23 protein-coding genes are annotated in these 23,625 nt (G+C 36.3%); 13 read left to right on the forward strand and 10 right to left on the reverse strand.

Annotated elements, in window-relative coordinates:
• Positions 1 to 150: 150 nt before the first annotated feature.
• The 4 genes from B11cv2_RS06845 to B11cv2_RS06860 are packed head-to-tail and all read right to left on the reverse strand — an operon-like array spanning position 151 to position 3,587.
• Positions 151 to 600: a type IV secretion system protein VirB5 gene (locus B11cv2_RS06845; protein ID WP_199570330.1), complete on the reverse strand. Its 450-nt coding sequence runs from the start codon at positions 598 to 600 to the stop codon at positions 151 to 153.
• Positions 597 to 2,951 carry a VirB4 family type IV secretion/conjugal transfer ATPase gene (locus tag B11cv2_RS06850; protein WP_100693950.1) on the reverse strand — a complete coding sequence of 785 codons (2,355 nt, stop codon included), beginning with the start codon at positions 2,949 to 2,951 and terminating at the stop codon, positions 597 to 599. The genes B11cv2_RS06845 and B11cv2_RS06850 overlap by 4 nt, the downstream gene beginning before the upstream one ends.
• Positions 2,952 to 2,960: 9 nt before the next feature.
• Positions 2,961 to 3,269, reverse strand: coding sequence for a type IV secretion system protein VirB3 (locus tag B11cv2_RS06855; RefSeq protein WP_100693345.1), 309 nt, complete (start codon positions 3,267 to 3,269; stop codon positions 2,961 to 2,963).
• A complete protein-coding gene (locus B11cv2_RS06860) occupies positions 3,270 to 3,587 on the reverse strand; it encodes a TrbC/VirB2 family protein (protein ID WP_100693344.1) in 318 nt (105 codons plus the stop codon).
• A 774-nt stretch (positions 3,588 to 4,361) separates the two neighbouring features.
• Between B11cv2_RS06860 and dapD the strand changes: the two genes are divergently transcribed.
• The gene (gene dapD / locus B11cv2_RS06865) at positions 4,362 to 5,210 is read left to right on the forward strand and encodes a 2,3,4,5-tetrahydropyridine-2,6-dicarboxylate N-succinyltransferase (protein ID WP_100693875.1); all 849 of its coding nucleotides are present in this window, start codon (positions 4,362 to 4,364) and stop codon (positions 5,208 to 5,210) included.
• 56 nt (positions 5,211 to 5,266) lie between these two features.
• Here dapD and lepA read toward each other — a convergent pair whose 3' ends face one another.
• The 4 genes from lepA to def all read right to left on the reverse strand — a co-directional run bounded on the left by lepA (position 5,267) and on the right by def (position 9,527).
• Positions 5,267 to 7,072 (reverse strand): translation elongation factor 4, encoded by a 1,806-nt coding sequence (gene lepA / locus B11cv2_RS06870; RefSeq protein WP_100693876.1) that lies wholly within the window; start codon positions 7,070 to 7,072, stop codon positions 5,267 to 5,269.
• A gap of 250 nt (positions 7,073 to 7,322) precedes the next feature.
• Positions 7,323 to 8,066, reverse strand: a complete 744-nt coding sequence (gene truA / locus B11cv2_RS06875; RefSeq protein ID WP_100693877.1) for a tRNA pseudouridine(38-40) synthase TruA — start codon at positions 8,064 to 8,066, stop codon at positions 7,323 to 7,325.
• 1 nt (position 8,067) lies between these two features.
• The gene (gene fmt, locus B11cv2_RS06880; RefSeq protein WP_100693878.1) at positions 8,068 to 8,997 is read right to left on the reverse strand and encodes a methionyl-tRNA formyltransferase; all 930 of its coding nucleotides are present in this window, start codon (positions 8,995 to 8,997) and stop codon (positions 8,068 to 8,070) included.
• A complete protein-coding gene (def, locus tag B11cv2_RS06885) occupies positions 8,997 to 9,527 on the reverse strand; it encodes a peptide deformylase (protein WP_100693879.1) in 531 nt (176 codons plus the stop codon). Before def ends, fmt begins: the two co-directional genes overlap by 1 nt.
• Before the next feature lie 101 nt (positions 9,528 to 9,628).
• Between def and B11cv2_RS06890 the strand changes: the two genes are divergently transcribed.
• Together B11cv2_RS06890 and B11cv2_RS06895 are read left to right on the forward strand one after the other, a co-directional pair.
• Complete coding sequence (locus tag B11cv2_RS06890; RefSeq protein WP_100693880.1) at positions 9,629 to 10,807, forward strand: DNA recombination protein RmuC; 1,179 nt, start codon at positions 9,629 to 9,631, stop codon at positions 10,805 to 10,807.
• 101 nt (positions 10,808 to 10,908) lie between these two features.
• Positions 10,909 to 11,496 (forward strand): hypothetical protein, encoded by a 588-nt coding sequence (locus B11cv2_RS06895; protein ID WP_100693992.1) that lies wholly within the window; start codon positions 10,909 to 10,911, stop codon positions 11,494 to 11,496.
• Positions 11,497 to 11,689: 193 nt separating this feature from the next.
• Here the strand turns inward: B11cv2_RS06895 and B11cv2_RS06900 are convergent, their stop codons facing one another.
• Positions 11,690 to 11,941, reverse strand: coding sequence for a DUF1150 family protein (locus B11cv2_RS06900; RefSeq protein WP_078692525.1), 252 nt, complete (start codon positions 11,939 to 11,941; stop codon positions 11,690 to 11,692).
• Positions 11,942 to 12,363: 422 nt separating this feature from the next.
• Here B11cv2_RS06900 and nth point away from each other — a divergent pair, with 422 nt between their 5' ends.
• From nth to B11cv2_RS06950, 10 genes are all read left to right on the forward strand, one after another.
• Positions 12,364 to 13,104, forward strand: a complete 741-nt coding sequence (gene nth, locus B11cv2_RS06905; protein WP_100693881.1) for an endonuclease III — start codon at positions 12,364 to 12,366, stop codon at positions 13,102 to 13,104.
• A gap of 142 nt (positions 13,105 to 13,246) precedes the next feature.
• Entirely contained in the window at positions 13,247 to 13,450 is a 204-nt protein-coding gene (gene rpmI / locus B11cv2_RS06910) for a 50S ribosomal protein L35 (RefSeq protein WP_035005477.1), read from the forward strand.
• A gap of 30 nt (positions 13,451 to 13,480) precedes the next feature.
• Entirely contained in the window at positions 13,481 to 13,882 is a 402-nt protein-coding gene (gene rplT, locus B11cv2_RS06915; RefSeq protein WP_035005479.1) for a 50S ribosomal protein L20, read from the forward strand.
• 91 nt (positions 13,883 to 13,973) lie between these two features.
• Complete coding sequence (pheS, locus tag B11cv2_RS06920) at positions 13,974 to 15,065, forward strand: phenylalanine--tRNA ligase subunit alpha (RefSeq protein WP_100693882.1); 1,092 nt, start codon at positions 13,974 to 13,976, stop codon at positions 15,063 to 15,065.
• Between the two features lie 31 nt (positions 15,066 to 15,096).
• The gene (gene pheT / locus B11cv2_RS06925; RefSeq protein WP_100693883.1) at positions 15,097 to 17,511 is read left to right on the forward strand and encodes a phenylalanine--tRNA ligase subunit beta; all 2,415 of its coding nucleotides are present in this window, start codon (positions 15,097 to 15,099) and stop codon (positions 17,509 to 17,511) included.
• A 172-nt stretch (positions 17,512 to 17,683) separates the two neighbouring features.
• Positions 17,684 to 18,592, forward strand: coding sequence for a metal ABC transporter substrate-binding protein (locus B11cv2_RS06930; RefSeq protein ID WP_100693884.1), 909 nt, complete (start codon positions 17,684 to 17,686; stop codon positions 18,590 to 18,592).
• Positions 18,589 to 19,416 (forward strand): manganese/iron ABC transporter ATP-binding protein, encoded by an 828-nt coding sequence (locus tag B11cv2_RS06935; RefSeq protein ID WP_100693885.1) that lies wholly within the window; start codon positions 18,589 to 18,591, stop codon positions 19,414 to 19,416. The genes B11cv2_RS06930 and B11cv2_RS06935 overlap by 4 nt, the downstream gene beginning before the upstream one ends.
• Entirely contained in the window at positions 19,413 to 20,279 is an 867-nt protein-coding gene (locus B11cv2_RS06940; protein ID WP_100693886.1) for a metal ABC transporter permease, read from the forward strand. The genes B11cv2_RS06935 and B11cv2_RS06940 overlap by 4 nt, the downstream gene beginning before the upstream one ends.
• Entirely contained in the window at positions 20,272 to 21,177 is a 906-nt protein-coding gene (locus B11cv2_RS06945; RefSeq protein WP_100693887.1) for a metal ABC transporter permease, read from the forward strand. Before B11cv2_RS06940 ends, B11cv2_RS06945 begins: the two co-directional genes overlap by 8 nt.
• Positions 21,178 to 21,571: 394 nt before the next feature.
• The gene (locus B11cv2_RS06950; RefSeq protein WP_100693888.1) at positions 21,572 to 21,958 is read left to right on the forward strand and encodes a YbaN family protein; all 387 of its coding nucleotides are present in this window, start codon (positions 21,572 to 21,574) and stop codon (positions 21,956 to 21,958) included.
• A gap of 279 nt (positions 21,959 to 22,237) precedes the next feature.
• Here B11cv2_RS06950 and pncB read toward each other — a convergent pair whose 3' ends face one another.
• Complete coding sequence (pncB, locus tag B11cv2_RS06955) at positions 22,238 to 23,542, reverse strand: nicotinate phosphoribosyltransferase (protein ID WP_100693889.1); 1,305 nt, start codon at positions 23,540 to 23,542, stop codon at positions 22,238 to 22,240.
• Between the last annotated feature and the right edge of the window lie 83 nt (positions 23,543 to 23,625).

Here is a 23,625-nt window from a genome sequence, read left to right on the forward strand (position 1 = left end):
GATTTTTTTCTGCATTTTCTCTATACTCTTTCTGTGATTGATGATTTCCATTTAATAATAGAAAGAGCCTGAATGAGAGGATTCATTTGAAGATTAGTCAACTACATTTGAAGAGCTTCCTTTTCTTCTTTTTGACTAACTGGAGTCAATTTAATGCTTGACCTTAGCTTTAGCTTGATCCAATTTCTCTTGTAGTGTTTTTTGAAGAGTTTCCTGACTTTTCTTTTCTTCTTTTTCACGTTCTTGTTCTTTTGATTGAGCATTTTCCGATTTCATAATAGAAGAAGCCTGAAGTTTTAGATTATCTACTTGAAGATTAGCTTGAAGAATAGCCAACTCTGTTTGAAGAGATTCTTTTTCTTCTGGTTTAAGAGTTGTTGATAAAAGTTTGTTATTGATTTCTTGAATCTTTTTCTGATTTTCAACTGCTGAAGTATAAATAGATGCAGCTATTTCTGATGTGCGCCGACTATCTTCTGATAGTGATGTTTCTGGTTGTATGACACTTTGATAATATGAATCAACTTCTGTGGATCCCGATTGTGATATTGCATGAGAGATAAAGCTTAATGATAAAAACATAATCAGATATTTTTTCATTGGGTTTGTTTCCTTTTGTAAAATATAGGTAGCCATATATTGGGATTTGCTCCGTATTCATCTATAATTTGGTTTACGAGTTCAACATTTCTGCTTGTTCCGCTTAAGACCGCAATTTCGTTATCCATTCCACGTAAGTTAAGTTCTGCAACAATGGAACTTTGCCCTTGTTTAATGAGAAAACGACGAGATTCCCTGCTTAATTCTGATTGGATTAGCTCAAATTCACGTTCAGTGAGTTTAAAGCTTTCAACATAATCATTGTAATTGGCTTTTTGATTTGGAAAAAACAGTTGGGTAGGACATTGCTCAATGATTGTGTGAGCGATTGTTGAATTCAAAGCATCTTTGGGGCTTTGTGTTGCAAAGAGCATCATGCCATTTTGTTTACGAATTGTTTTGAGACGATCTTGAGTAAAAGCTTTAAATGAATCATCTTCAAGAGCTTTCCAGAATTCATCGATAACAATAATGATACGCCGACCATCAATAAGGTCGAGAATGCGGTTAAACAGATACATCATCAAAGGGCGACGAATTTCTTCATTATCTAAGAAATCGGTCATATCATAACCTATGAATTGAGCATCTAAGTTGAGATCATCGTGATCATTATCAAAGACCCACCCTAAAGGATTACCTTTGGTCCAACGTTGTAAGCGTATGGCGATGCCTTCTGTGGAAGTATTATCAAAAAACAGTTGCAGTGCACTAAGAGACCGTTGTGATAAAGGAAGACTTTCTAAGGAATTGATCGCTCTAGCGATATCTTGTCGCTCTTGTTCTGTTACTGTTTGGCCATCTGTAGTAACTAGTTTTAAGACCCAGTGTTGAAGAAAGAGTTTGTTTTTTTCAGTGTATTCCATTCCTTTTAATGGGGCAATACCGGTAGGTTGACCATTTTTCAAAGGCTTATATTTACCACCTCCAGCACGGACAAAGATCTCTGCTCCTTGGTCTTTATCAAAAAAGACTATTGTTGGGTTATGTTTTTGTAATTGTGCAAGAAGAAAATTAACAATGACTGTTTTTCCAGATCCCGATGGACCACAAACAAAGGTATTACCAACATCACCAAAATGAAAATTAAAATAATAAGGAGAGCCAGCTTGTGTTTGTAATAAGGCGACAGCAGAGCCCCAAATATTACCCTTGAGTTTACCAATAGGAAAGGAATGGAAGGGGGATAATGCTGCGAAATTCCTGCTACTAATAGCTCCAGAACGTGCTCGATAGCTAAAGTTTCCAGGAAGTTGTGCCCACCATGCTGCTTCTAATCCTAAATCTTCTCTGGCTATAACAGCCCCACCATTAGTGAGATACGAACGCGCTTTCGACAGATATTCTGTCAATTCTTGTGGACGATCAGAAAAAACAGCTAAAGAAAGATGATGTTCTCCCAAAACAAAACGATTCGATTCTAAATCATCAAGGGCTTCATCGAGGCCGTCAATTTGTGAGCTGGCACGATCAGCCACATTAATCATTTGATTTTGTTTACGGCTCATAATAGCACTGGCAACGGCTTTACTTTTAAAAACAAAGGATTGCGTTAAGATGAATTCGAAGGGCGCTGTTAACAAGCCATTTGTCATGCCAGGACGTGTTTTAGAAGGATATTCTTTCCATCCAAACATACCAACAAAGCGCTCATTGCTTTCATGACGAATTTCAATAATTTCTTTGCCGAAAATAACACGATCTGAATAAATCGTTGAGGCAATAGTACCAAATGTAAGGGGTATGCGCTCACGTCTTCCTCCCACCAATTGGTGAAGAAATTCACTTTGCTCAGAAAATACAATGCCATTGTATTCGTAAGTAGACAAAAGCCGTGCTCCATAACACTCCAGACCTTGTATAAGATCTTGACTTAATTCGCCAATTTTCCGAATAGCTTCAGAATCTGGTTCCGATTGCATCTTCTTTGCTTGTGTTAAGCGATGAAAAAAAGAAGCTAACTGTTCAGTTTTATCTGCTGCAGGATTCCAGATAACCGAAAGGAACAGATCATTTCGATAAAGATCTTGCAAAATCATTTTTTGTTTGTATTGCCGATCTAAAGCTGTTGCAAAAGATGAAGAAAATTGGCTCTCTGGGTAATTTTTTTCGCGTCGGCGAATGATGTGAGAATATAAAGCGACACGTTCATCGGCTATATTTTTCAAAAGCGTGTTTAATTGAGTATGTAAAGAATTTAATTGGCTGATATCTGCAGTATCAAAATTTATTCCTTCAATAGAAATCACTGTCATTAAGCAACGGGAGTCTAATGCAATCACATGGTGATTGACATGACGGACGTAAGGAATAAATTCCTCAGGTAGAGATTCCCGTTTCATAACTGACAGTTGTCTCACTTATTTTAGCTCCTTATAAGTACGAATAAGACGAAGAGGAGATGTAGATCCTCCACCCCATCTTGTTAGGTTCTTTTGTTTGCCTCGAGTATTGAGCCACACGAACAGAATACGAAATTGATTATGATCGCGCTTTGTGATTTCGCGTAAGATAAAATGTAAACCAACACCAAGACCGATCATTGAAAAACTGCTTGTAATGATAAAAAGAGTAGATATTGCTATGACATTCAAGGCCATTGCTTCTATGGTAACACCTGCAAACATCGCTGGTCGTGTACAAGCAAGAAAAAGAGTATCTTCGTTCATTTATGTTGAACTCCCCATTAATAATGTAACAAAAGCCGAAGCACCAAAAACAATACCGATACCAAGAACACAATACGCTGCTTTGCGTAAATCAATAACACCATACATCCAACCAATACCCACAGCTGCAACACAAATTGTTGCAATAAGCTTCGCTGTTGTACCTGTCATCATCGAAACAATATTTCGCAAAACCGTATCAAGATTCCCCATACCGCTAGCAGCAGAATCAGCATAAGCTGGGGTTAATACCGCAAACATCGCTAAAAGTAGCGCAAAAGCGATACAGTAAATATGCTTAGATATAATGTTTGTCATTTAATCTCCTCTTCAGAAAGAATATTGATTACAAACTAACATCCTATTTCCTCTAAGGTTAGAAATTTTTGCTGTCTTAGATTCACAGCTTAACTTTTTACTGAATGGTCCTCATTTTGTTAAAAAATTCCGACATTAAACTCTGTTTGCTCTCAAAGTTTTCTACCTAAAAAATAAAATATTTTTCACCATATCATTTAATATAGACAATTTTAAGTTACGCGTTTTTATCAAAACGATAGTATCAAGGGTGCAGAATAATGTTTTTCTTTGCAAAATGTGTTTAATTTGCAACAAATGCTATTGATACGCTTTCTTTAGGATCTAGGAGAAAAACAGAGATGCATAAAAATATAGGATATAGAAATAATAAGGATTGGGCCAATGCGATTTAAATCGATAATTATTGTCTACATTATCTGTTCTGTATTATGAAATATCGATCACAATGAAGATAAAATTGCTTTAAACATTTTCTAGATATTGAAAGAGCGAAGGTATAATTGATATAAATTTGGAGCATAATTAGCAAACAGGTTATTTAAATTATAAGCATTGGTTTTTTTAATAAACCGGATGTTTGATATTATTGAGTGCAGTTTGAAAGTATACGTACATCAAGAAGCTAAGCTGATCTATTTTCTATAATTTTCTCTGAGAGAGTTATCTTGTATTCTTTTTTAGTCATTTTATTGACTGCACATATTTCTTCACGTAACCTAAATCATCAAGAATAAATCTTGGTTTTTTTGATTGTTTAATGGGTTTTTGGTAATGGCTGGTCTCATACAACTTGAAGAAATTATTGAAAGAGCTTTTAATAATCGAGATTCTATCAACTCTGCTACAAAGGGTGAAATCCGCGAGAGTGTTGAACACATATTGAATCTGCTCGATAAAGGCGAGATTCGTGTAGCTCAACGTCAAGATAATGGTCAATGGCATGTTCATCAATGGTTAAAAAAGGCTATTCTTTTGTCCTTTCGACTTCACTCTATGTGCATTATTTCTGGTGGTGCAAATGAATCGCATTGGTGGGATAAAATACCTTCAAAATTCTCTGGTTGGCGAGAAGTTGATTTTAAAAAAGCCAATTTTCGTTCAGTTCCAGGAGCAATTGTACGTCATTCCGCTTATATTGCTCCTCATGTGATATTAATGCCTTCTTTTGTTAATGTTGGTGCTTATGTTGGAGAAGGGACGATGATTGATACATGGGCGTCTGTTGGTTCATGCGCACAAATTGGTCAGTATGTTCATTTGTCTGGTGGTGTAGGTATTGGAGGTGTTTTAGAACCACTACAGGAAGGTCCAACAATTATTGAAGATCATTGTTTTATTGGTGCACGCTCTGAAATTGTTGAGGGCTGTATTATTCGTGAAGGCGCTGTTTTAGGCATGGGAGTTTTTATTGGAAAGTCCACTAAAATTATTGATCGTACAACAGGTGAAGTTTTTATCGGTGAAGTTCCTGCTTACTCAGTTGTTGTTCCAGGTTCGTGCTGTGGGAAACCACTGTCAAATGGTGAAATGGGTCCGAATCTTTATTGTGCTATTATTGTTAAGCGCGTTGATAAAAAAACACGAGAAAAAACATCAATTAATGATTTATTGCGTGATTAAAAGCATTTCCTAAAAATTATTCATTGATAATGAAATTAAAAAAAGAAAAAACAAAGTTATTTACTCATCTTAAGTGCTTCAATAAAAGCCGATTGGGGAATTTCTACTTTCCCAAATTGACGCATCCGTTTTTTACCTGCTTTTTGCTTTTCAAGCAGTTTACGTTTACGGGTAATATCACCACCATAACACTTCGCTGTGACGTCTTTTCGTAAAGCGCGAATTGTCTCACGAGCAATAATTTTACCACCAATTGCTGCTTGAATTGGGATTTGAAACATGTGTTGAGGAATAAGATCTTTAAGTTTTTCACACATAGAACGGCCACGTTTTTCCGCTATGCTACGGTGCACAAGCATTGATAATGCGTCAATAGATTCTCCATTGACCAAAATGGACATTTTAACCAAATCACCTTCAGAATAATCAGTTACTTGATAATCAAAAGAAGCATATCCTTTTGAGATGGACTTCAAACGATCATAAAAATCAAAAATTACTTCATTCAAAGGTAAATCATAGGTCACCATAGACCGTGTACCAACGTAGGATAAACCCGTTTGTAACCCACGTCGTTCTTGACAAAGTTCTAAAATAGCTCCGAGATAATTATCAGGCGTCATAATCGTTGCCCGAATCCATGGTTCTTCAATAGAAATAACTTTAACAATATCAGGCATATCCGCTGGATTATGTAATTCCTTAACAGAACCATCATTCATATTCATTCGATAAATAACAGAAGGTGCAGTTGCAATTAAATCTAAATTAAATTCGCGTTCTAACCGTTCTTGAATAATTTCAAGATGTAAAAGACCTAAGAAGCCACAACGAAAGCCGAAACCTAAAGCAGCTGACGTTTCCATCTCAAAAGAAAAGCTTGCGTCATTTAAACGTAATTTACCCATAGCTGTACGTAAATTTTCAAAATCGGCTGCATCAACTGGAAAAATACCACAAAAAACAACGGGTTGAGCAGGCTTAAAACCAGGCAATACGTCTTTACAAGGGCGGCGATCTTCAGTAATAGTATCCCCTACTCGTGTGTCAGCAACCTCTTTTATAGAGGCTGTTATAAAGCCAATCTCCCCTGGGCCTAATTCATCAACTGAGATCATTTTTGGAGTGAACACTCCAACTCGTTCAACAGGATATTTTGCTCCTGTCCCCATCATACGAATGGTCTGACCTTTTTTTAAAACACCATCAATCACTCGCACCAGAACGATAACACCGAGATAAGCATCGTACCAACTGTCAACCAGCATCACCTTTAAAGGATCTGTAATATTGCCAGTATGTGGAGGTGGTAATTGTGTAATAATTTCTTCCAAAACATCAGAAATACCTAAACCCGTTTTCGCTGATATTTCGACTGCCCTAGACGTATCAATACCGATCACATCTTCAATTTGCTCTTTCACACGCTCTGGTTCTGCAGCTGGAAGGTCTATTTTATTAAGCACTACAACTAATTCATGAGAATTATCAATAGCTTGGTAAACATTCGCTAATGTTTGTGCTTCTACTCCTTGACTTGCATCCACTACTAAGAGTGATCCTTCACAAGCTGCCAATGAGCGCGATACTTCGTAAGCAAAATCAACATGGCCAGGTGTATCAATAAGATTTAAGATATAAGTTTCACCATTTTTTGCTTTATAGTGTAGACGTACTGTTTGAGCTTTAATAGTGATTCCGCGTTCGCGCTCAATATCCATAGAATCGAGCACTTGCTCTTTCATTTCCCTTGTTTCAAGACCACCTGTCATTTGAATTAAACGATCAGCCAAAGTCGACTTTCCGTGGTCGATATGAGCTACAATGGAGAAATTACGAATATAATTGCGATCTATTGTCATACAAGGCGATTTAGCAAAGAATAATACAAAACGCAAAGACCAATTACAGACTTTCAAAAACCTTTTAAAAAGATCAATAAAAATGTGACTGGAGAAAAATGTTAGTTTTTAAAAGTGTGAATTTTCTTTCTAGTGTAATATAGTGGTTTTTCAATTCGATACTTGATTTTCATTGATGACAATCTCTAAATTTTTTTATAAAGCTCTTAGCTATTATTAATAGCTCGTGAAAACAATTTTAATAAAGTAGTTAATAGTCAACTTTCATTAGATAAAGTCCTGAGGGAGGAGCTACGACACCACAGCGGGCCCGATTTCTCGCGTGAAGAGCTGCTTCAAGATCTTCAGCTGTCCAACGTCCAATACCAACTTCCATCAAGCTTCCTGCAAATGAACGAATTTGATGATGAAGAAAAGAACGAGCCTGTGCATAAAGGAAAATTTCATCTCCTTCTCTTTGAATGTCTAAGCGTTCAAGGGTACGGACAGGACTTTTTGCTTGGCAATAAGCTGATCGGAAAGTGGTAAAATCATGCTGCCCTACAAGTTTTTGAGCTGCTTTATGCATAGCATCGGCATCTAGTGGTTTTGGTAACCACCAAACACGTTTAGTATTGAGAGCTGGTGGTGAGCGGCGATTGAGAATTTTAAAAAGATAGTGGCGTTTAGTCGCACAAAATCGCGCGTCAAAGTTATCAGGAACATTCTGAACATTGAGAACAGCAATATTTTCGCCTTGTTTCTGCAAATGAGCATTGAGAGCATCACGTACAGTATTCGTATTCCAATTTTTCTCAAAATCAATGTGAGCAACTTGTCCCATAGCGTGGACTCCAGCATCGGTTCTTCCAGCTGTAGTGATAGTTAGTTTTTGTCCGCTAAAGTGAAAAATAGCGTTTTCAATGGAACCTTGTATAGTACGAAGATTCTTCTGGCGTTGCCAGCCAGCATAATTGGAGCCATCATATTCAAGAGTGAGTTTAAAGCGTGCCATATTAGAAAACTGCAGAAATATTAGCTCCTCGCAAAAATGTTGCGCGATCAAGAAGTCTTCCACCGGATCTTTGTAGATGAGTTATTTCTATACATCCTTGTCCACAGTGAATAATCAATTGCTCTGGTTCTATTTTTCCAATTTCGATGGATCTTTTCTCTATTAAGCGACTTCCGAGAATTTTCACTCGTTCTTGTTTTCCATTGATATTCATGTTGCACCAACAACCAGGAGTAGGAGAAAGAGCGCAGATGTGTTTATGAATGAATTTGGCAGACTGCGTCCAATCAATTTGGGTTTCTTCTTTTTTGATTTTAACAGCATAGGTTACTCCTTTTGATGATTGTGGAGTAAGTTTCAGTTGATTTTTTTCGAGAGCTGATAAAGTGTCTATGATAAGTTTTGCTCCTATATGTGATAGTTGCTCTGAAAGTTCATAAGCTGTCATGTTATCAGTGATAGCAATTGAATGCGATAAAGCAATAGGTCCTGTGTCTAATCCTTCATCCATTTTCATAATCATCATTCCTGTTTCCTGGTCGTTAGCCATAATTGCACGTTGAATAGGTGCAGCGCCACGCCAGCGGGGTAATAGGGAAGCGTGAGCATTAAAACAACCAAAGCGTGGTGTTTCAAGAATAGGTTTGGGCAATAATAACCCATAAGCGACAACAACAGCAACATCAACAGAAAGTTCTGCAAATTTGATTTGTTCTTCAGTTGTTTTGAGAGTTTGAGGTGTAAAAACAGGAATCGATTTCTCCTGTGCTGCAATTTGAACAGGAGAAGGAAATAATTTGAGACCACGTCGTCCTGCTGGACGAGGAGGTTGACTATAAACTGCTACAATATCATGACCAGCTTCTAATAAAGCATGCAGAATGGGTACAGAAAAATTCGGTGTTCCCATAAAGCTTAATCGTAATGCCATTATAAAGCTGCTTTCGATGCATTTTGCATTTTTGCACGTTTTTTGAATTTTCGTATTACCATATCACGTTTGGTTTTTGAAATGTGGTCAATAAAAAGACACCCATTTAAATGATCAATTTCGTGTTGTAAGCAAGTAGCTAAAAGATCATTTGCTTCAATTTCTACTTGTTTCCCTTCACGATCTCTATAGCACATACAGAGGCATTTGGGACGTTCAACTTCTGCAAAATAGTCAGGAATAGAAAGACAACCTTCTTTATAAACGCTACGTTCATCTGATACCCATAAAATTTCTGGATTAATAATAACAAGCGGATTTTTAGGAGCATCTTTTGGGTGGATATCTACAACTAACATCCGTAATGGTACGCCAACTTGAACAGCTGCAAGTCCAATACCTTGAGCGTTATACATAGTTTCTAGCATATCATCAGCTAATTTTTGAATAATTGGATCAATACGCTCAACTGGCTTTGAAACTTCACGTAAAATAGGATCAGGTAAAATAACTAAAGACTTTATTGACATAATAAATAGTTTTACAAATCGATGTTTAATTTATTAAAGGTAAGTATTGAAATTGAATCAGCGCATGTATTTTTTTGCGATAAAACCACTATATTATTCTTATGTTTGATTCGCTTTTTTTAATAATGCCCTTTGGTAAGCACTATAGTCAACTGGTCGTTTTCTTTGTTCTAGTTTGTGGAGTGCTTTTAATCATTATACATAATAACCGGAAAAGAACCATTTGGGAACGTGACGTGGCTGAACGCGCTCGCGAGGCACAAACGCAGATGGCTACATTGTTGCAAACACAGGTTGAAATGCAAGGGCGTATGCAAACAATGGCAGAAATTTTTAGTCAAAGGCAGTTTGAATTGAATCAATCGATTTGTGAACAACTTAATGGGATGAGGACTAATTTAGGGCAGACTCTTCAGGTGCAAACTAAGTCTACTTATGAGAACTTGAATCGTTTACAAGAACGTTTGGCAGTGATAGATGCCGCGCAGAATAATATTCAATCGCTTACTGGACAAGTTGTTCAATTGCAAGCTATTTTAAATAATAAGCAAACACGAGGTGCTTTTGGGCAGGGACGGATGGAGGCAATTATTTCTGATGCTTTACCATCTAGTGCTTACGTTTTTCAAACTACTCTTTCAAATGGAAAACGACCAGATTGTCTTATTTATATGCCTAATAAGGCACCAGCTCTTGTTATTGATGCTAAATTTCCTTTGGAGGCTTGGAATGCGATGCGTGAGGCATCATCATCTCAAGAACGTCAGGAAGCTGAACGCCAATTTCGTAATGATATGGATGTTCATATTCGCGATATTACAAAAAAATATTTAATTCCTGGGGAAACACATGATACAGCTTTTCTTTTTGTGCCGTCAGAATCAATTTTTGCTACAATCTATGAGGATTTTGAGTCATTAGTGCAAAAGGCTAATCGAGCACATGTGATTATTGTATCGCCTTCTTTATTAATGTTATCTGTTCAAGTTGTACAAACTATTATGAAAGATGCAAGGATGCGTGAACAAGCGCATTTAATTCAGTCAGAAGTAGTAAGATTAATGGAAGATTTTGAGCGAATGGATATGCGTGTTCGCTCTTTACAGAAACATTTTTATAAAACGAGTGAAGATATTGAAGCAATTTTGACATCATCCTCTAAAATTATGAAGCGAGCTAATCGTATTGAAGCTTTTGAATTAAAAGAAAATGATTCTATATCAGAGCCAACAACAGTATATCCTCAGTCACAAACCCTACACTTAGATGATAAGGAATAGAAGAAAGGTATCAAAATATCATATTGATTTTTTTATTTGTAAATTTAATTAAAATTTTTAATAATACTTTATTTAGTTTTTAGGATTAGGGAAAACAGGTGATAGGGCGCTTTTTTTTGTTAGGTGGGTGTTTGTTTCTATTGGGAAGTTGTTCTACAAAACCTCCTATACAGATTAACAACGCTTGCGCTATTTTAGCTCAAAAAGATAGTTTTTTTAATAATTGGAGAAAGGCGGCTAAAAATGCGGAGTTACTTCATGGAATTCCTATGCCTATTATTCTTGCAACTATTCGTGTAGAATCAAATTTTCGTCATAATGCACGTCCTCCACGTACAAAACTTCTCGGTTTTATTCCATGGAAGCGTCCTTCAACCGCTTACGGTTATGCTCAAGCGCTTGATGGCACATGGGATCATTATGTTCGTTCTACAGGAAAAGTTTTTGCGTGGCGTACTAATTTTGCGGATACAGCAGATTTTATTGCCTGGTATCATCGTCAAAGTGTTCGACGTAATAATATTAGCCCAAATGATGCCTATAACCTCTATTTAAATTATCATATGGGACATGATGCTTATGCACGTTATAAAGGCCCTTCCTCTGCTAATATTGCAAAAAAAGCAAAACATGTGGAATCACTTTCTAGACTTTATAATCAGCAATTAAAAGCATGTGGACGGCGCTAAAAACACTATGAGATTTTTTTATCATACTTATTGTGGTATATTGCTAAGAGTATAGATATAAATTGTCCCTAATCCCTATTTTTAAGTTTTAGAATAATATTTCTTTTGCTGTGTTTACTTCTATAAAATATAGAACAATTTTTATCGAATTCTGGTTTGTTGTTTAGGAATAATCCAGAATTTTAAAACGAGTTTATTGAAGCGTTACAATTTGTAATTCATGCTCATTAGCACCTGCAAGAGCTATAGAACGCTCATCTGATAAAATAATTGGGTGACCCGTTTCTCCGAAGAGAGCCCATATCGTAATGCCTGGAATCATTGGTGGAAGATCTGGAAAATTTTTGGCTAGATCATCTGTACAAACTTCTTTTAAGTAAGCAATTTGTCGCGCATCAGGAAAGATCGTATTTTGTAACGGTAAGATTTGTTTACACTCTTTCATTGTATTGATCCTTTATGCATTACCTTCTATTACTTTGATTGCTACTGGTTTTGGTTTTAATCACGATTACAAAGATTAATAGATAAAAGGCAATTTTTCAACTCAGCATTTGTGATATGTATTATTCCTAGTGAGAAGAAGATATATTTTTAATTTTTTTGTGCTTCACTAAATAATCAGTTGAGTGCTTTTAATTAAGATCACTGATCTTAAATTTAATAACATATAAAAAATATGTATACAATTTTATAATTACTTTAACGAAAACAATTAACTTTACAGATATATTATAATGTTTTTTGGTTATCTAAAATTTAAAAAGAAGTAAATACGATAAGATATATATCATTGTGGTAATTTATAAGGTAGCTATTTAGTAAAATTAAACAAAAATGTTGGAAAAGAAGATCTAGCAGAGTGTAATGACTGAAAAAGTGATCAAATCATTAGAGATATACAAAAATACCAAGACAATTTATAGAAAGGACGAAATTGCAGAAATATTTCGTCGTTTTTCTGTTCAGCGTCCTACACCTAAGAGTGATCTTAATTATACCAATGTTTTCACTCTTTTGGTTGCGGTTGTTCTTTCTGCCCAAACTACGGATGCGAGTGTTAACAAAGTTACAAAAAAATTGTTTTGCTTTGCTGATCGACCAGAAAAAATGATTACATTAGGAGAAGAAGGAATTGCACAGCATATTCGTTCGATTGGTCTTTGGCGTGCAAAAGCGCATAATGTTTATGCACTTTGTTGTCGTTTGATTGATCAATATGGTGGACAAGTTCCTGATAGTCGTGAAGCACTTATGACACTCCCTGGTGTAGGACGTAAAACTGCGAATGTTGTTTTGAACATTGCTTTTGGACAGCCTACTATGGCAGTGGATACGCATATTTTGCGTCTTGGAAATCGTCTTGGTTTAGCATCAGGAAAAACACCGGAAGAGGTCGAAGAAAAATTAGTAAAAATTATTCCAGATTGTTATCTACAGTATGCGCATCATTGGCTCATTTTACATGGACGTTATATTTGCAAGGCGCGTAAAGTAGAATGTGTACAGTGCATCATTGCAGATCTCTGCAAAGCAGCGATTAAAACGAATACGGTTCCAGCACCTTTAGTTGAAGTTAAAGGCAATGGGGCTCCAGTTTTTTTTTAACACAGACTTGCTATTTTATGTATACTGGCTTATGAAAATGCAATAAGAACTGCCCGGCAGGGCATGCCGTGGCTGTTCAAATGTTTACTCGAGCTTTGATCAGCTTGATCGAATTTAAACGTATAACGTATGGAGTAACGAAATGCCCAAAATGAAAACAAAGTCATCTGCTAAAAAGCGATTTAAAGTTACTGCGACAGGCAAAGTTAAAGCGGCTGCTGCAGGTAAGCGGCATGGTATGATTAAACGTTCTAATAAGTTTATTCGTGATGCACGTGGAATGATGGTGTTGGCTGAACCAGATGCTAAAAAAGTTATTCAGTGTTATTTACCAAATGGCCTTTAAGCTTTGCTTTGATTTTGTAGGAGATTATTTATGGCACGTGTAAAAAGAGGTGTTGTAGCTCACGCTAAGCACAAGAAGGTTCTCAAGCAGGCTAAAGGTTTTTATGGTCGTCGTAAAAACACCATTCGTGCAGCTAAAGCAGCAGTTGACCGTTCAAAGCAATATGCTTATCGTGATCGTAAAAACAGAAAACGCACTTTTCGTGCTTTGTGGATTCAAAGAATCAATGCTGCTGTTCGTGTAGAGGGCTTGACCTATGGGCGTTTTATTGATGGTTTAACAAAAGCTGGTATTGAGATAGATCGTAAGATTCTCTCTGATATAGCTATTTATGATCCAACAGTATTTATTGCTTTGGTAGATTCTGCAAAGAAAGCTTTAGAGTATTTAAAAGACACAACGCCCAATGCTTTTGAAAGCGCTGTCAAGTAGCCAGCTGCGTTTTCTTTAGGCATTCATTTATTCGAGATTCCGCGCTGGTTATTACTGGTGCGGTTTTTTATTGAAAAAATAGGCAGAAATTATGAACGATAACGATATTGAGCATTTGGAACAAGAAATTTGTTGTGCTTTAGAAGCAGCGAATGATGAACAAACACTTGAAGCAGTGCGTATTGGAGCTTTAGGGAAGAAGGGGAGCATTTCTGAAAAATTAAAGGCATTAGGCAATATGAGTGCTGATGAGCGGCATAAACTAGGCCCAGTACTTAATGGATTAAAAAAACGCGTATTAGAGTTATGGATGCAAAAGCGTGATGCTCTCAAAAATCAAGTAATGGCTATACGTCTTTCTAATGAAACCGTTGATGTCACTTTACCTGTTCGTTCATCACCTATAGAGCGGGGCCGTATTCATCCTATCTCACAGGTGATTGATGAAATTGTAACCATTTATACGGATTTGGGTTTTTCTATTGCAGAAGGGCCAGATATTGAAACGGATTATTATAATTTTACTGCGTTAAATTTCCCTGAAGGTCATCCCGCACGTGAGATGCATGATACCTTCTTTTTTGATGTTGATGAAATGGGAAATCGAAAATTGTTGCGTACACATACATCACCAGTGCAAATTCGTGTGATGGAAAAAAAACAGACACCGATACGTATTATTATTCCTGGAAAAACATATCGTATGGATTCTGATGCAACTCATTCACCAATGTTTCATCAGATAGAAGGATTAGTGATTGATAAAGTTTCTAACATTGCACATATGATGTGGCTTCATGAAACTTTTTGTAAATCCTTTTTTGAAGTACCTTCGGTAAAGATGCGTTTTCGCCCTTCTTTCTTTCCTTTTACTGAGCCTTCTATGGAAGTGGACATTCAATGTGATCGTTCTGGTTTGGAAGTAAAATTTGGAGAAGGTCGTGATTGGTTAGAAATTTTAGGATGTGGAATGGTGCATCCTCATGTTTTGGGGAATGCTGGTTTTGATCCAGATGAATATCAAGGCTTTGCATGGGGAATGGGTATTGATCGTATTGCTATGTTAAAATATGGTATGCCTGATTTACGAGCTTTTTTTGATGCTGATGTTCGTTGGTTAAATCATTATGGTTTTCGCTGTTTTGACATCTCTCTTTTATTTTCTGGTTTAAATAGTGTGTGATCTTATAGCCGTTGTCGTGTGAGGTTTGAAAATGAAGTTTACATTATCTTGGTTGAAAGATCACTTAGAGACAAGTGCGTCTTTGGATGAAATTTGTGATAAACTGGTAGCAATTGGCCTTGAGGTTGATCATATTGAAGATCGTTCTTCTTTAGCCGGTTTTGTAATTGCAAAAGTTTTAACTGCTATTAAACATCCTGATGCGGATAAATTACAGGTTTTATCAGTAGATATAGGGTCTGATTCGCCTATCCAAGTTGTATGTGGTGCGTCAAATGCACGTCCTGGACTTGTTGGTGTTCTTGCGTTGCCAGGCACTTATGTTCCTGGACTTGATGTGACATTATCTGTAGGGAAAATTCGTGGTGTTGAAAGTTTTGGTATGATGTGCTCACAAGCAGAGCTTGGTTTATTCGATGAGGATTGTGGGATTATTGAACTTTCGAAAGATGCACCTATTGGAATGTCATTTGTAACTTATGCAGGATTAGATGATCCAGTGATTGATATTGGTTTAACACCTAATCGCTCTGATTGTACAGGTGTTAGAGGAATTGCCCGTGATTTGGCTGCAACTGGAATTGGAAGATTAAAAAAATTATCTTTACCACAACTGTCTTCGTTTTTTGAAACATCAGTTCAAGTATCTTTGAATTATCCGCAGGACTTATCATTATGCTCAGGTTTTTCTTGGTGTGAGATTCGCAATGTACAAAATGGCAGGTCGCCGCAATGGATGCAACAGCGTTTGAATGCTATTGGTTTGCGATCAATAAATGCCTTGATTGATATAACAAATTATATCAGTTTTGATTTCGGTCGTCCCCTTCATGTTTTTGATGCAGATAAGCTTAAGGGGAAATTGAGCGTCCGTCTTGGTCGTGAGGGTGAACAATTTCAAGCATTAAATGGTAAAGTTTACAATTTAGGTCTTGAAAATTGTGTTATTGCGGATGAAGAGGGTGTTATTGCCATTGCCGGTATTATGGGTGGTGAAAGAACTAGTTGTGATGACAAAACACGTCGTGTCATTATTGAATCAGCGCTTTGGGATTCAAAGAATATTGCACGCACAGGTCGTTCATTAGGACTTATTAGTGATGCGCGTTACCGATTTGAACGGGGTGTTGACCCGGCTTTTATGGAATCGGGTCTTGAGATTGCTGCGGAATTCGTTTTGCGTTTTTGTGGTGGTGAAGCATCAACAACACAAGTCATTGGGTATAAAAAGCCAGAAATTAAAAAGATAGTTTTTCCATTTTCTGAAATTAAGCGTTTAACTAATTTAGAGATAGGACCAGAGCAAGCTTTTACTCTTTTGACACAACTTGGATTTGGCCTTGAAGGAAAAGGGGATGTGGTTACGGTTACAGTACCAACTTGGCGTCTTGATATTGTTGGTAAGGCTGATTTAGTAGAAGAAATCATGCGAATTTATGGATTAGATAAGATACAGCCTATACCGTTGGAAAGTTTAGCTGAAGTTAAGCAGAAAACGTTTACATTTTTGCAGATTTGTTCACATACTGCTCGTCGGATTTTAGCGTATCGAGGTATGATGGAAGCCATAACTTGGTCATTTATTTCTGAAAATCAGGCATTAGCTTTTGGGGGCGGTCAGGCACAGCTTAAATTAGTGAATCCTATTGCTTCTGATATGTCTGTAATGCGTCCTTCTCTTTTACCTAGCTTACTTGTTGCTGCACAGCGAAATATTGATCGTGGTTTTTCAGATTTTGCTTTGTTTGAAGTTTCCAACATTTATGAAGGTGATACACCGGATAAGCAACGGAATGTTGCTAGTGGTATTCGTTGTGGTACGGAAAAGTTTGAAGGAGGTGGACGCTTTTGGACTGGAAATGCAAAGGCAGTGGATGTTTTTGATGCTAAAGCGGATGCATTTGCTGTTTTGGAAGCATGTGGTATGGATAGCAATAAAGTACAAATTGAAATTGGAGCACCTCATTGGTATCATCCTGGTTGTTCAGGTGTTATCAAACTTGGACCAAAAGTTATTCTTGGTTTTTTTGGTATTTTTCATCCTACTACTTTAGAAAAGTTATGTGTAAGTGGTCCTATATGCGGTTTTGAAATTTTCCTTGATCGAATTCCAGAACCCAAAAAAAAGGTTACTAAAATCCGTCCTTCTTTAAGTTTGTCACCTTTTCAAAGGGTACGACGTGATTTCGCATTTGTTGTTGATAAAGAAGTTGCCTCCTCTCTTATTGTTCGTGCTGTGAGTGGAGCGGATAAAAAACTTATTCATTCAGTACAGGTTTTTGATCTTTTTGAAGATCCAAGTCTTGGTCATGATAAAAAATCTGTTGCAATTGAAGTAACTATTCAGCCTATGGAACGGACTTTAACTGATGAAGATCTTGAAGGATTGACTTTAAAAATAATTGAGAGTGTCGCGAAAACAACGGGTGCATATTTGCGTCATTAATTATTATATTGTGCGGACATAGTTTTTGTTTTCTTGGATATGAAACAAATATTTCACTATTCTCTTTTTTAAAATAGCCAGAAAAGGCATTATTTTAAAATTATTGCAAAGTTGGAAATTAACTGTTATTTATATATGATAATGCAAATCATTAGCAATAGAAAGAAAATCAATGCAACTGAAAGCTTTTTTTATCACATGTTTTTGGGGTGTAATTCTTTTAACCCCCAGTACAGTTTTGAGTGCTGGTAAATTTAAAGCTGTTACAACTTTTACTATTATTGCCGATATGGCTCGTAATGTTGCAGGCGATGTTGCTGATGTTGAGTCAATTACCAAACCAGGTGCTGAAATTCATGAATATCAACCTACGCCACGCGATCTTATGCGAGCTCAAGGAGCTAACCTTATCTTATGGAATGGTTTGGAATTAGAACTTTGGTTTGAGAGATTTTTTCAAAATATTAAAGATGTTCCAAGTGTAGTTGTTTCAGAAGGTATTGCGACTATTAAAATTGGAGATGGGCCTTTTAGCGGTAAACCCAATCCTCATGCGTGGATGTCACCAGTCTCTGCCTTGATTTATGTTGATAATATTCGTGATGCTTTTATAAAATATGATCCTGAGCATGCTGCTATTTATAATAAGAATGCTGAAGTTTATAAACAAAAAATTCGCTTGAGCATTGACCCAATTAAAGCTGAGTTGCAAACAATACCAGAAGACAAGCGTTGGCTTGTAACAAGTGAAGGTGCGTTTAGTTATTTGGCTCGTGATTTCGGTTTGAAAGAACTCTATTTATGGCCTATTAATGCTGATCAGCAAGGGACACCGCAGCAAATTAAGCGTGTCATTGACACAGTTCGGAAATATAATATTCCGGTTGTTTTTTCTGAAAGCACTGTTTCTGCTGCGCCTGCCAAACAGGTGGCAAGGGAAACAGGGGCTAAGTATGGGGGTGTTCTTTATGTTGATTCACTGAGTAGTAAGGATGGTGAGGTTCCTACTTATATTGATTTATTACGTGTTACGAGTGCACGTATTACTAAGGCTTTGTCAGATGAGGTAAGAAGCCGATGACTGAGTCTGGAATATCTGCCCAAGATGTATCTGTGACTTATCGTAACGGGCATACAGCTTTGCGAGAAGTGAGTTTTGAAAGTCCTATGGGTTCTATTTCTGCATTGATTGGGGTTAATGGATCAGGGAAGTCTACATTATTTAAAGCTATTATGGGATTTGTAAAACCTTCAAAGGGGCAGATTTGCATTTTAGGTTTGTCAGTTAAAAAGGCTTTGAAACAAAATCTTATTGCATATGTTCCCCAAAGTGAGGATATTGATTGGGACTTTCCTGTTCTCGTTGAAGATGTTGTTCTGATGGGACGATATGGTCATATGAATTTTTTTCGCTATGCTCGAAAACAAGATCATGAAGCTGTTCGTATTGCGTTAGAACGTGTCGATATGTTGCCATTTGCTAAACGTCAGATTGGTGAGCTGTCTGGTGGCCAAAAGAAACGCGTTTTTTTGGCACGTGCTCTTGCGCAACAAGCAAAAGCGATTTTACTCGATGAACCCTTTACAGGAGTTGATATCAAAACAGAGGATAAAATTATCACTTTGTTACAAGATTTGCGTAAAGAAGGTGCTGTTATATTAGTCTCGACTCACAATTTAGATTCCGTTACTGAATTTTGTGATCGAACGATTTTAATCAAGGGAACGGTTGTCGCTTCTGGAATAACAGAAGTGGTTTTTACACAAAAAAATCTTGAAAAAATTTTTGGTGGTTCTCTGCGTCATCATTATGCTGGTTCCCAAAATGCACAAAAAAATGATATTGCTACAGATGATAAGTCTTTATTTCATGATTGCAATCAAAAGCTGGAGCATATTTTATGATTCCTTGGTTGCTTGAACCTTTTGCCTATCAATATATGATTAATGCAATGTGGGTTTCAGGGTTAGTTGGTTGCGTTTGTGCCTTTCTTTCTGCTTTTTTAATGTTAAAAGGTTGGTCATTGATTGGTGATGCGCTTTCCCATTCAATTGTTCCTGGAGTTGCTGGCGCTTATCTTTTGGGACTCCCTTTTTCATTTGGAGCTTTTTTTTCTGGTGGGCTTGCTGCTGCGGCAATGTTATTTTTAAATTATCGAACAAAGCTAAAAGAAGATACAATTATTGGTTTAATTTTTTCTTCCTTTTTTGCATTTGGATTGTTTCTGAAATCATTAAGACCAATGTCTGTTAATATTGATACAATTGTTCTTGGAAATGTTTTAGCAGTTAGTTCATCAGATATTATGCAGTTAGCTTGTATTGGGTTCTTTTCTCTTTTTATATTGTGTATGAAATGGAAAGACTTGTTGGTTTTTTTATTTGATGAGAGTCATGCGCGCGCTATTGGACTAAATGTTACGTTATTAAAAATTCTCTTTTTTACACTTCTTGCTGCTTGTACTGTTGCAGCTATGCAAACAGTTGGGGCTTTTTTAGTGATTTGTCTTGTAATTACACCGGGCGCAACAGCTTATTGTTTAAGTGATCGTTTTGTAAATCTTTTGATCATTGCAGTTATGATTGGAACCTTTACAAGTATTTTTGGTGTTTATATGAGTTATTTTTTGAATGCACAAACTGGTGGTGTTATTGTGCTTTTTCAAACGTTTTTATTTATAATCGCCTTTATTTTTGCTCCTAAACATGGTTATATTGCTGCACGCTTACGTGTGAGAGCAGCAAAAAGGTGTGGTGTATATGATTGACCAATTGCTGCTTCCTTTTCAGTTTTCTTTTATGATTAAAGGGATGATAATTACCATTATTTTGGCTATCCCAATGGCTCTGCTTTCTTGTTTTCTTATTTTAAAGGGATGGGCTCTTTTAGGAGATGCAATTTCTCACGCAGTTTTTCCTGGGGTAGTTGTTGGATATATGGCAACTCCATGGGCGATGACATTTTTGTCTTCTATACCGTTTCTTTGGTTTCATGGTGTGCGCTCTGCTAATGTCACAATGACTTTGATTGCTTGTGGCGCTTTTTTAGCAGGTATGATTTGTGCCATTGTAACGGGTTTCTTAGGGAATAACAGTCGGATTAAACAGGACACTATTATGGGTGTTGTTTTTTCATCCATGTTTGGTTTAGGGCTTGTTTTAGCAACAGCAATATATAGTGATTTAGATTTAAATCATATTTTATTTGGTAATCTTTTAGGCGTTGATTGGCTTGATATTACGCAAACAACAATAATTTCTGTTATTATTACAATAGTTTTGGGTATGAAATGGCGTGATTTTATGTTGTATGTTTTTGATTCAGTTCAAGGACGTGCAATAGGATTACAAATATCGGTGCTCCATTATACTTTTTTAACAATGATTTCTCTGACAATTGTTGCTGCATTGCAAGCAGTTGGAATTATTTTAGTCATTTCTTTGTTAATTGCACCAGGTGCTATTGCTTATCTCATGACTAAGCGTTTTTTTTCTATGCTTTTAATTGCTGTATTTATTGCAGTATGTTCAAGTTTTCTAGGGATTTATCTCAGCTTATTTATTGGTTCTGATTCTGCTGCTACAATTGTATTGATTTTAACATTCATTTTTATTGTTATTTTTATATCTACTTCCTTTTGTCAGAGTACAGCTCAAGAAATTTAAATATAATGGAGATCACGCATAGCAGCTATGCGTTTTTGTATATTGTTTCTAGCATGTGTTTTTATTAAGTAAATAAGAGCTAGGTCATTTTCCTCCTAATGTCTAGTGAATGAGTGCAGTATTACTCCTCCCAACGCTGCATTCGTAATTACAAGGCTGCATTGATTTATCATGCAGCCTTTTTTTTGGGAATTCTCTAAAAGAATTAATTTTTATTGTTTGAAAACTTTAAAATTATTATCATATTGTATAGATTTTTCTTTGTTTTGGAAAACAATTACTTCTGGGAGAGCATTAATTGGTGTATTATTTAGAGAGACGATAATCTATTAAAATTTCGTAATAACAATATTTTGCATAATAGTATCTGAGCAAGAGAAAACAGCTATAAATAATGAAAAAAGATTTTAAGATATCTCGTCCTCTCCGTATTTGCTATTCTATATTAGGATGGGCAATGATTGTATTAGGGTTTATCGGTATCGTTTTACCTATTATGCCTACAGTACCCTTTTTATTAGTCGCTTCATGGTGTTTTGCTCGTTCATCGCCACGTTTTCATCATTGGTTGTGTAATCACAGAATTTTTGGTTCTCCTATTAAACAGTGGGAGGAAAAGAAAGCTATTCCGCTATCTATCAAGATTTTTGCAGTTATAAGTATGCTAGGTGGTTTTTTATCGTTTTTGGTGATAATCCATCCAGCTTTATGGCTTATTTTATTAGTTGGGGTTATTTTATTAATGATAGCCCTTTATATTATAACACGTCCATCTTCTTAAATATGATCGAAATGGAAAATTTTACTAAAAGAAGTATTTTTACTTTGATTTATTTTATAAAAGTTTAGCATTTATAAATACCGAAACGGTATTTCGCTTTATAAGATTTTTCAAAATATTATAAGACTGCTGCATCCATTAAAGAGAATTGTTGTATCCTAGTATTAGGGAACGTGATTACAACGAAGCAAGATTAGATTATGATCTATTTTATATTTAAAAAGGAATATTTTGTAGATTTATTATTCAGAAGTTATTTTTATACAAATTAATTCCTAGCTAAATTTTTACAGGTTTAGCAGTGCGTTGTTCATTCCCAAAAAAATTTAAGTAACGTTGTATTTCTTGTGGATCACCAATAGCTTTTTCAGGATTATCTGAAAGTTTTACAGCTGGTCGGCCATTTGCATGGGTGACTTTACAGACAAGAGAAATGGCTTCAAGGTTTGGAATACTTTTAGGGGCACAATTTTCAAAATCATTAGTGAGATTAGTTCCCCATCCAAAGTACATACGGACTTTGCCATGAAAGTGGTGATAAGTTTTCTCAATGGTGTCTATATCTAGAGCATCGGAAAAAATTAATAATTTTTCACGTGGATTTTTTCCTTTTTCTTGCCACCATTTGATGATTCGCTCACCTCCTTCGATCGGGGGAGCACTGTCGGGTCTGAAGCCTGTCCAGTCTGCTACCCATTCTGGAGCATTTCGTAAAAAAGCTTCTGTGCCAAAAGCATCAGGCAATACAATTAAAAGGTTACCACCATAATAACGATTCCAATCTTGTAAGACCTTATAAGACGCTTTACGTAAATCATCGTCATTGGTGGTAAGAGCAGAAATAACCATTGGTAATTCATGGGCATTTGTACCGAGAGCTTCTACATCTGTATCCATGGCAAGAAGGACATTAGAAGTACCTGTAAAAGAATTACCAATTCCTTCTTTTAAAGCTTCAACACACCATCGTTGCCATAAAAATGAGTGCCGACGTCTTGTACCAAAGTCAGATATTTTAATGTCAGGCAGTTTTTTAAGTCGTTCAATTTTGCTCCACATTTTTGTTTTGGCACGAGCATAAAGCACATCAAGTGCAAAAAGACCAAGATCTTTCATAGCCGCACGTGAACGTAATTCACTAATAATAGCAAGAGCAGGAATTTCCCACATAGAACTGTAAGCCCATGGTCCATCAAAACGAAGAATATATTGACCATCTTTGCGGGTTAGTTCATATTCTGGAAGCTGAAATTTTTCAAGCCACTGTAGAAAATCTGGTTCAAAAATTCGTTTACGTCCATAAAATGTATTACCGGCAAGCCAGATCATTTCTTTCTTAGTAAAGCGCAAGCTAAGGGCATGATCAAGTTGAGTGCGCAGTTCACTTTCATCAATATCATTGGCAAGACGAATTGTTTTTGTGCGGTTTATGAGAGAAAAAGTAGCATTAACATCTGGATACAATCCCCAGATCATCTGCACCATAAGAAGTTTATAAAAATCTGTATCAAGAAGAGAACGGATGATTGGATCAAGTTTCCACGTATGGTTATAGACACGTCTAGCAATATCTGTACAATTCATGAATTTTGTTCTTTTTCGTGAAGTAAAATTTAAAACTGTTTTGCATCCTGCATCATTACAAGGAATGAATAAACTATAACAAT

Source organism: Bartonella sp. 1-1C (genome assembly GCF_002810325.1).
GTDB classification, from domain to species: domain Bacteria; phylum Pseudomonadota; class Alphaproteobacteria; order Rhizobiales; family Rhizobiaceae; genus Bartonella; species Bartonella rochalimae.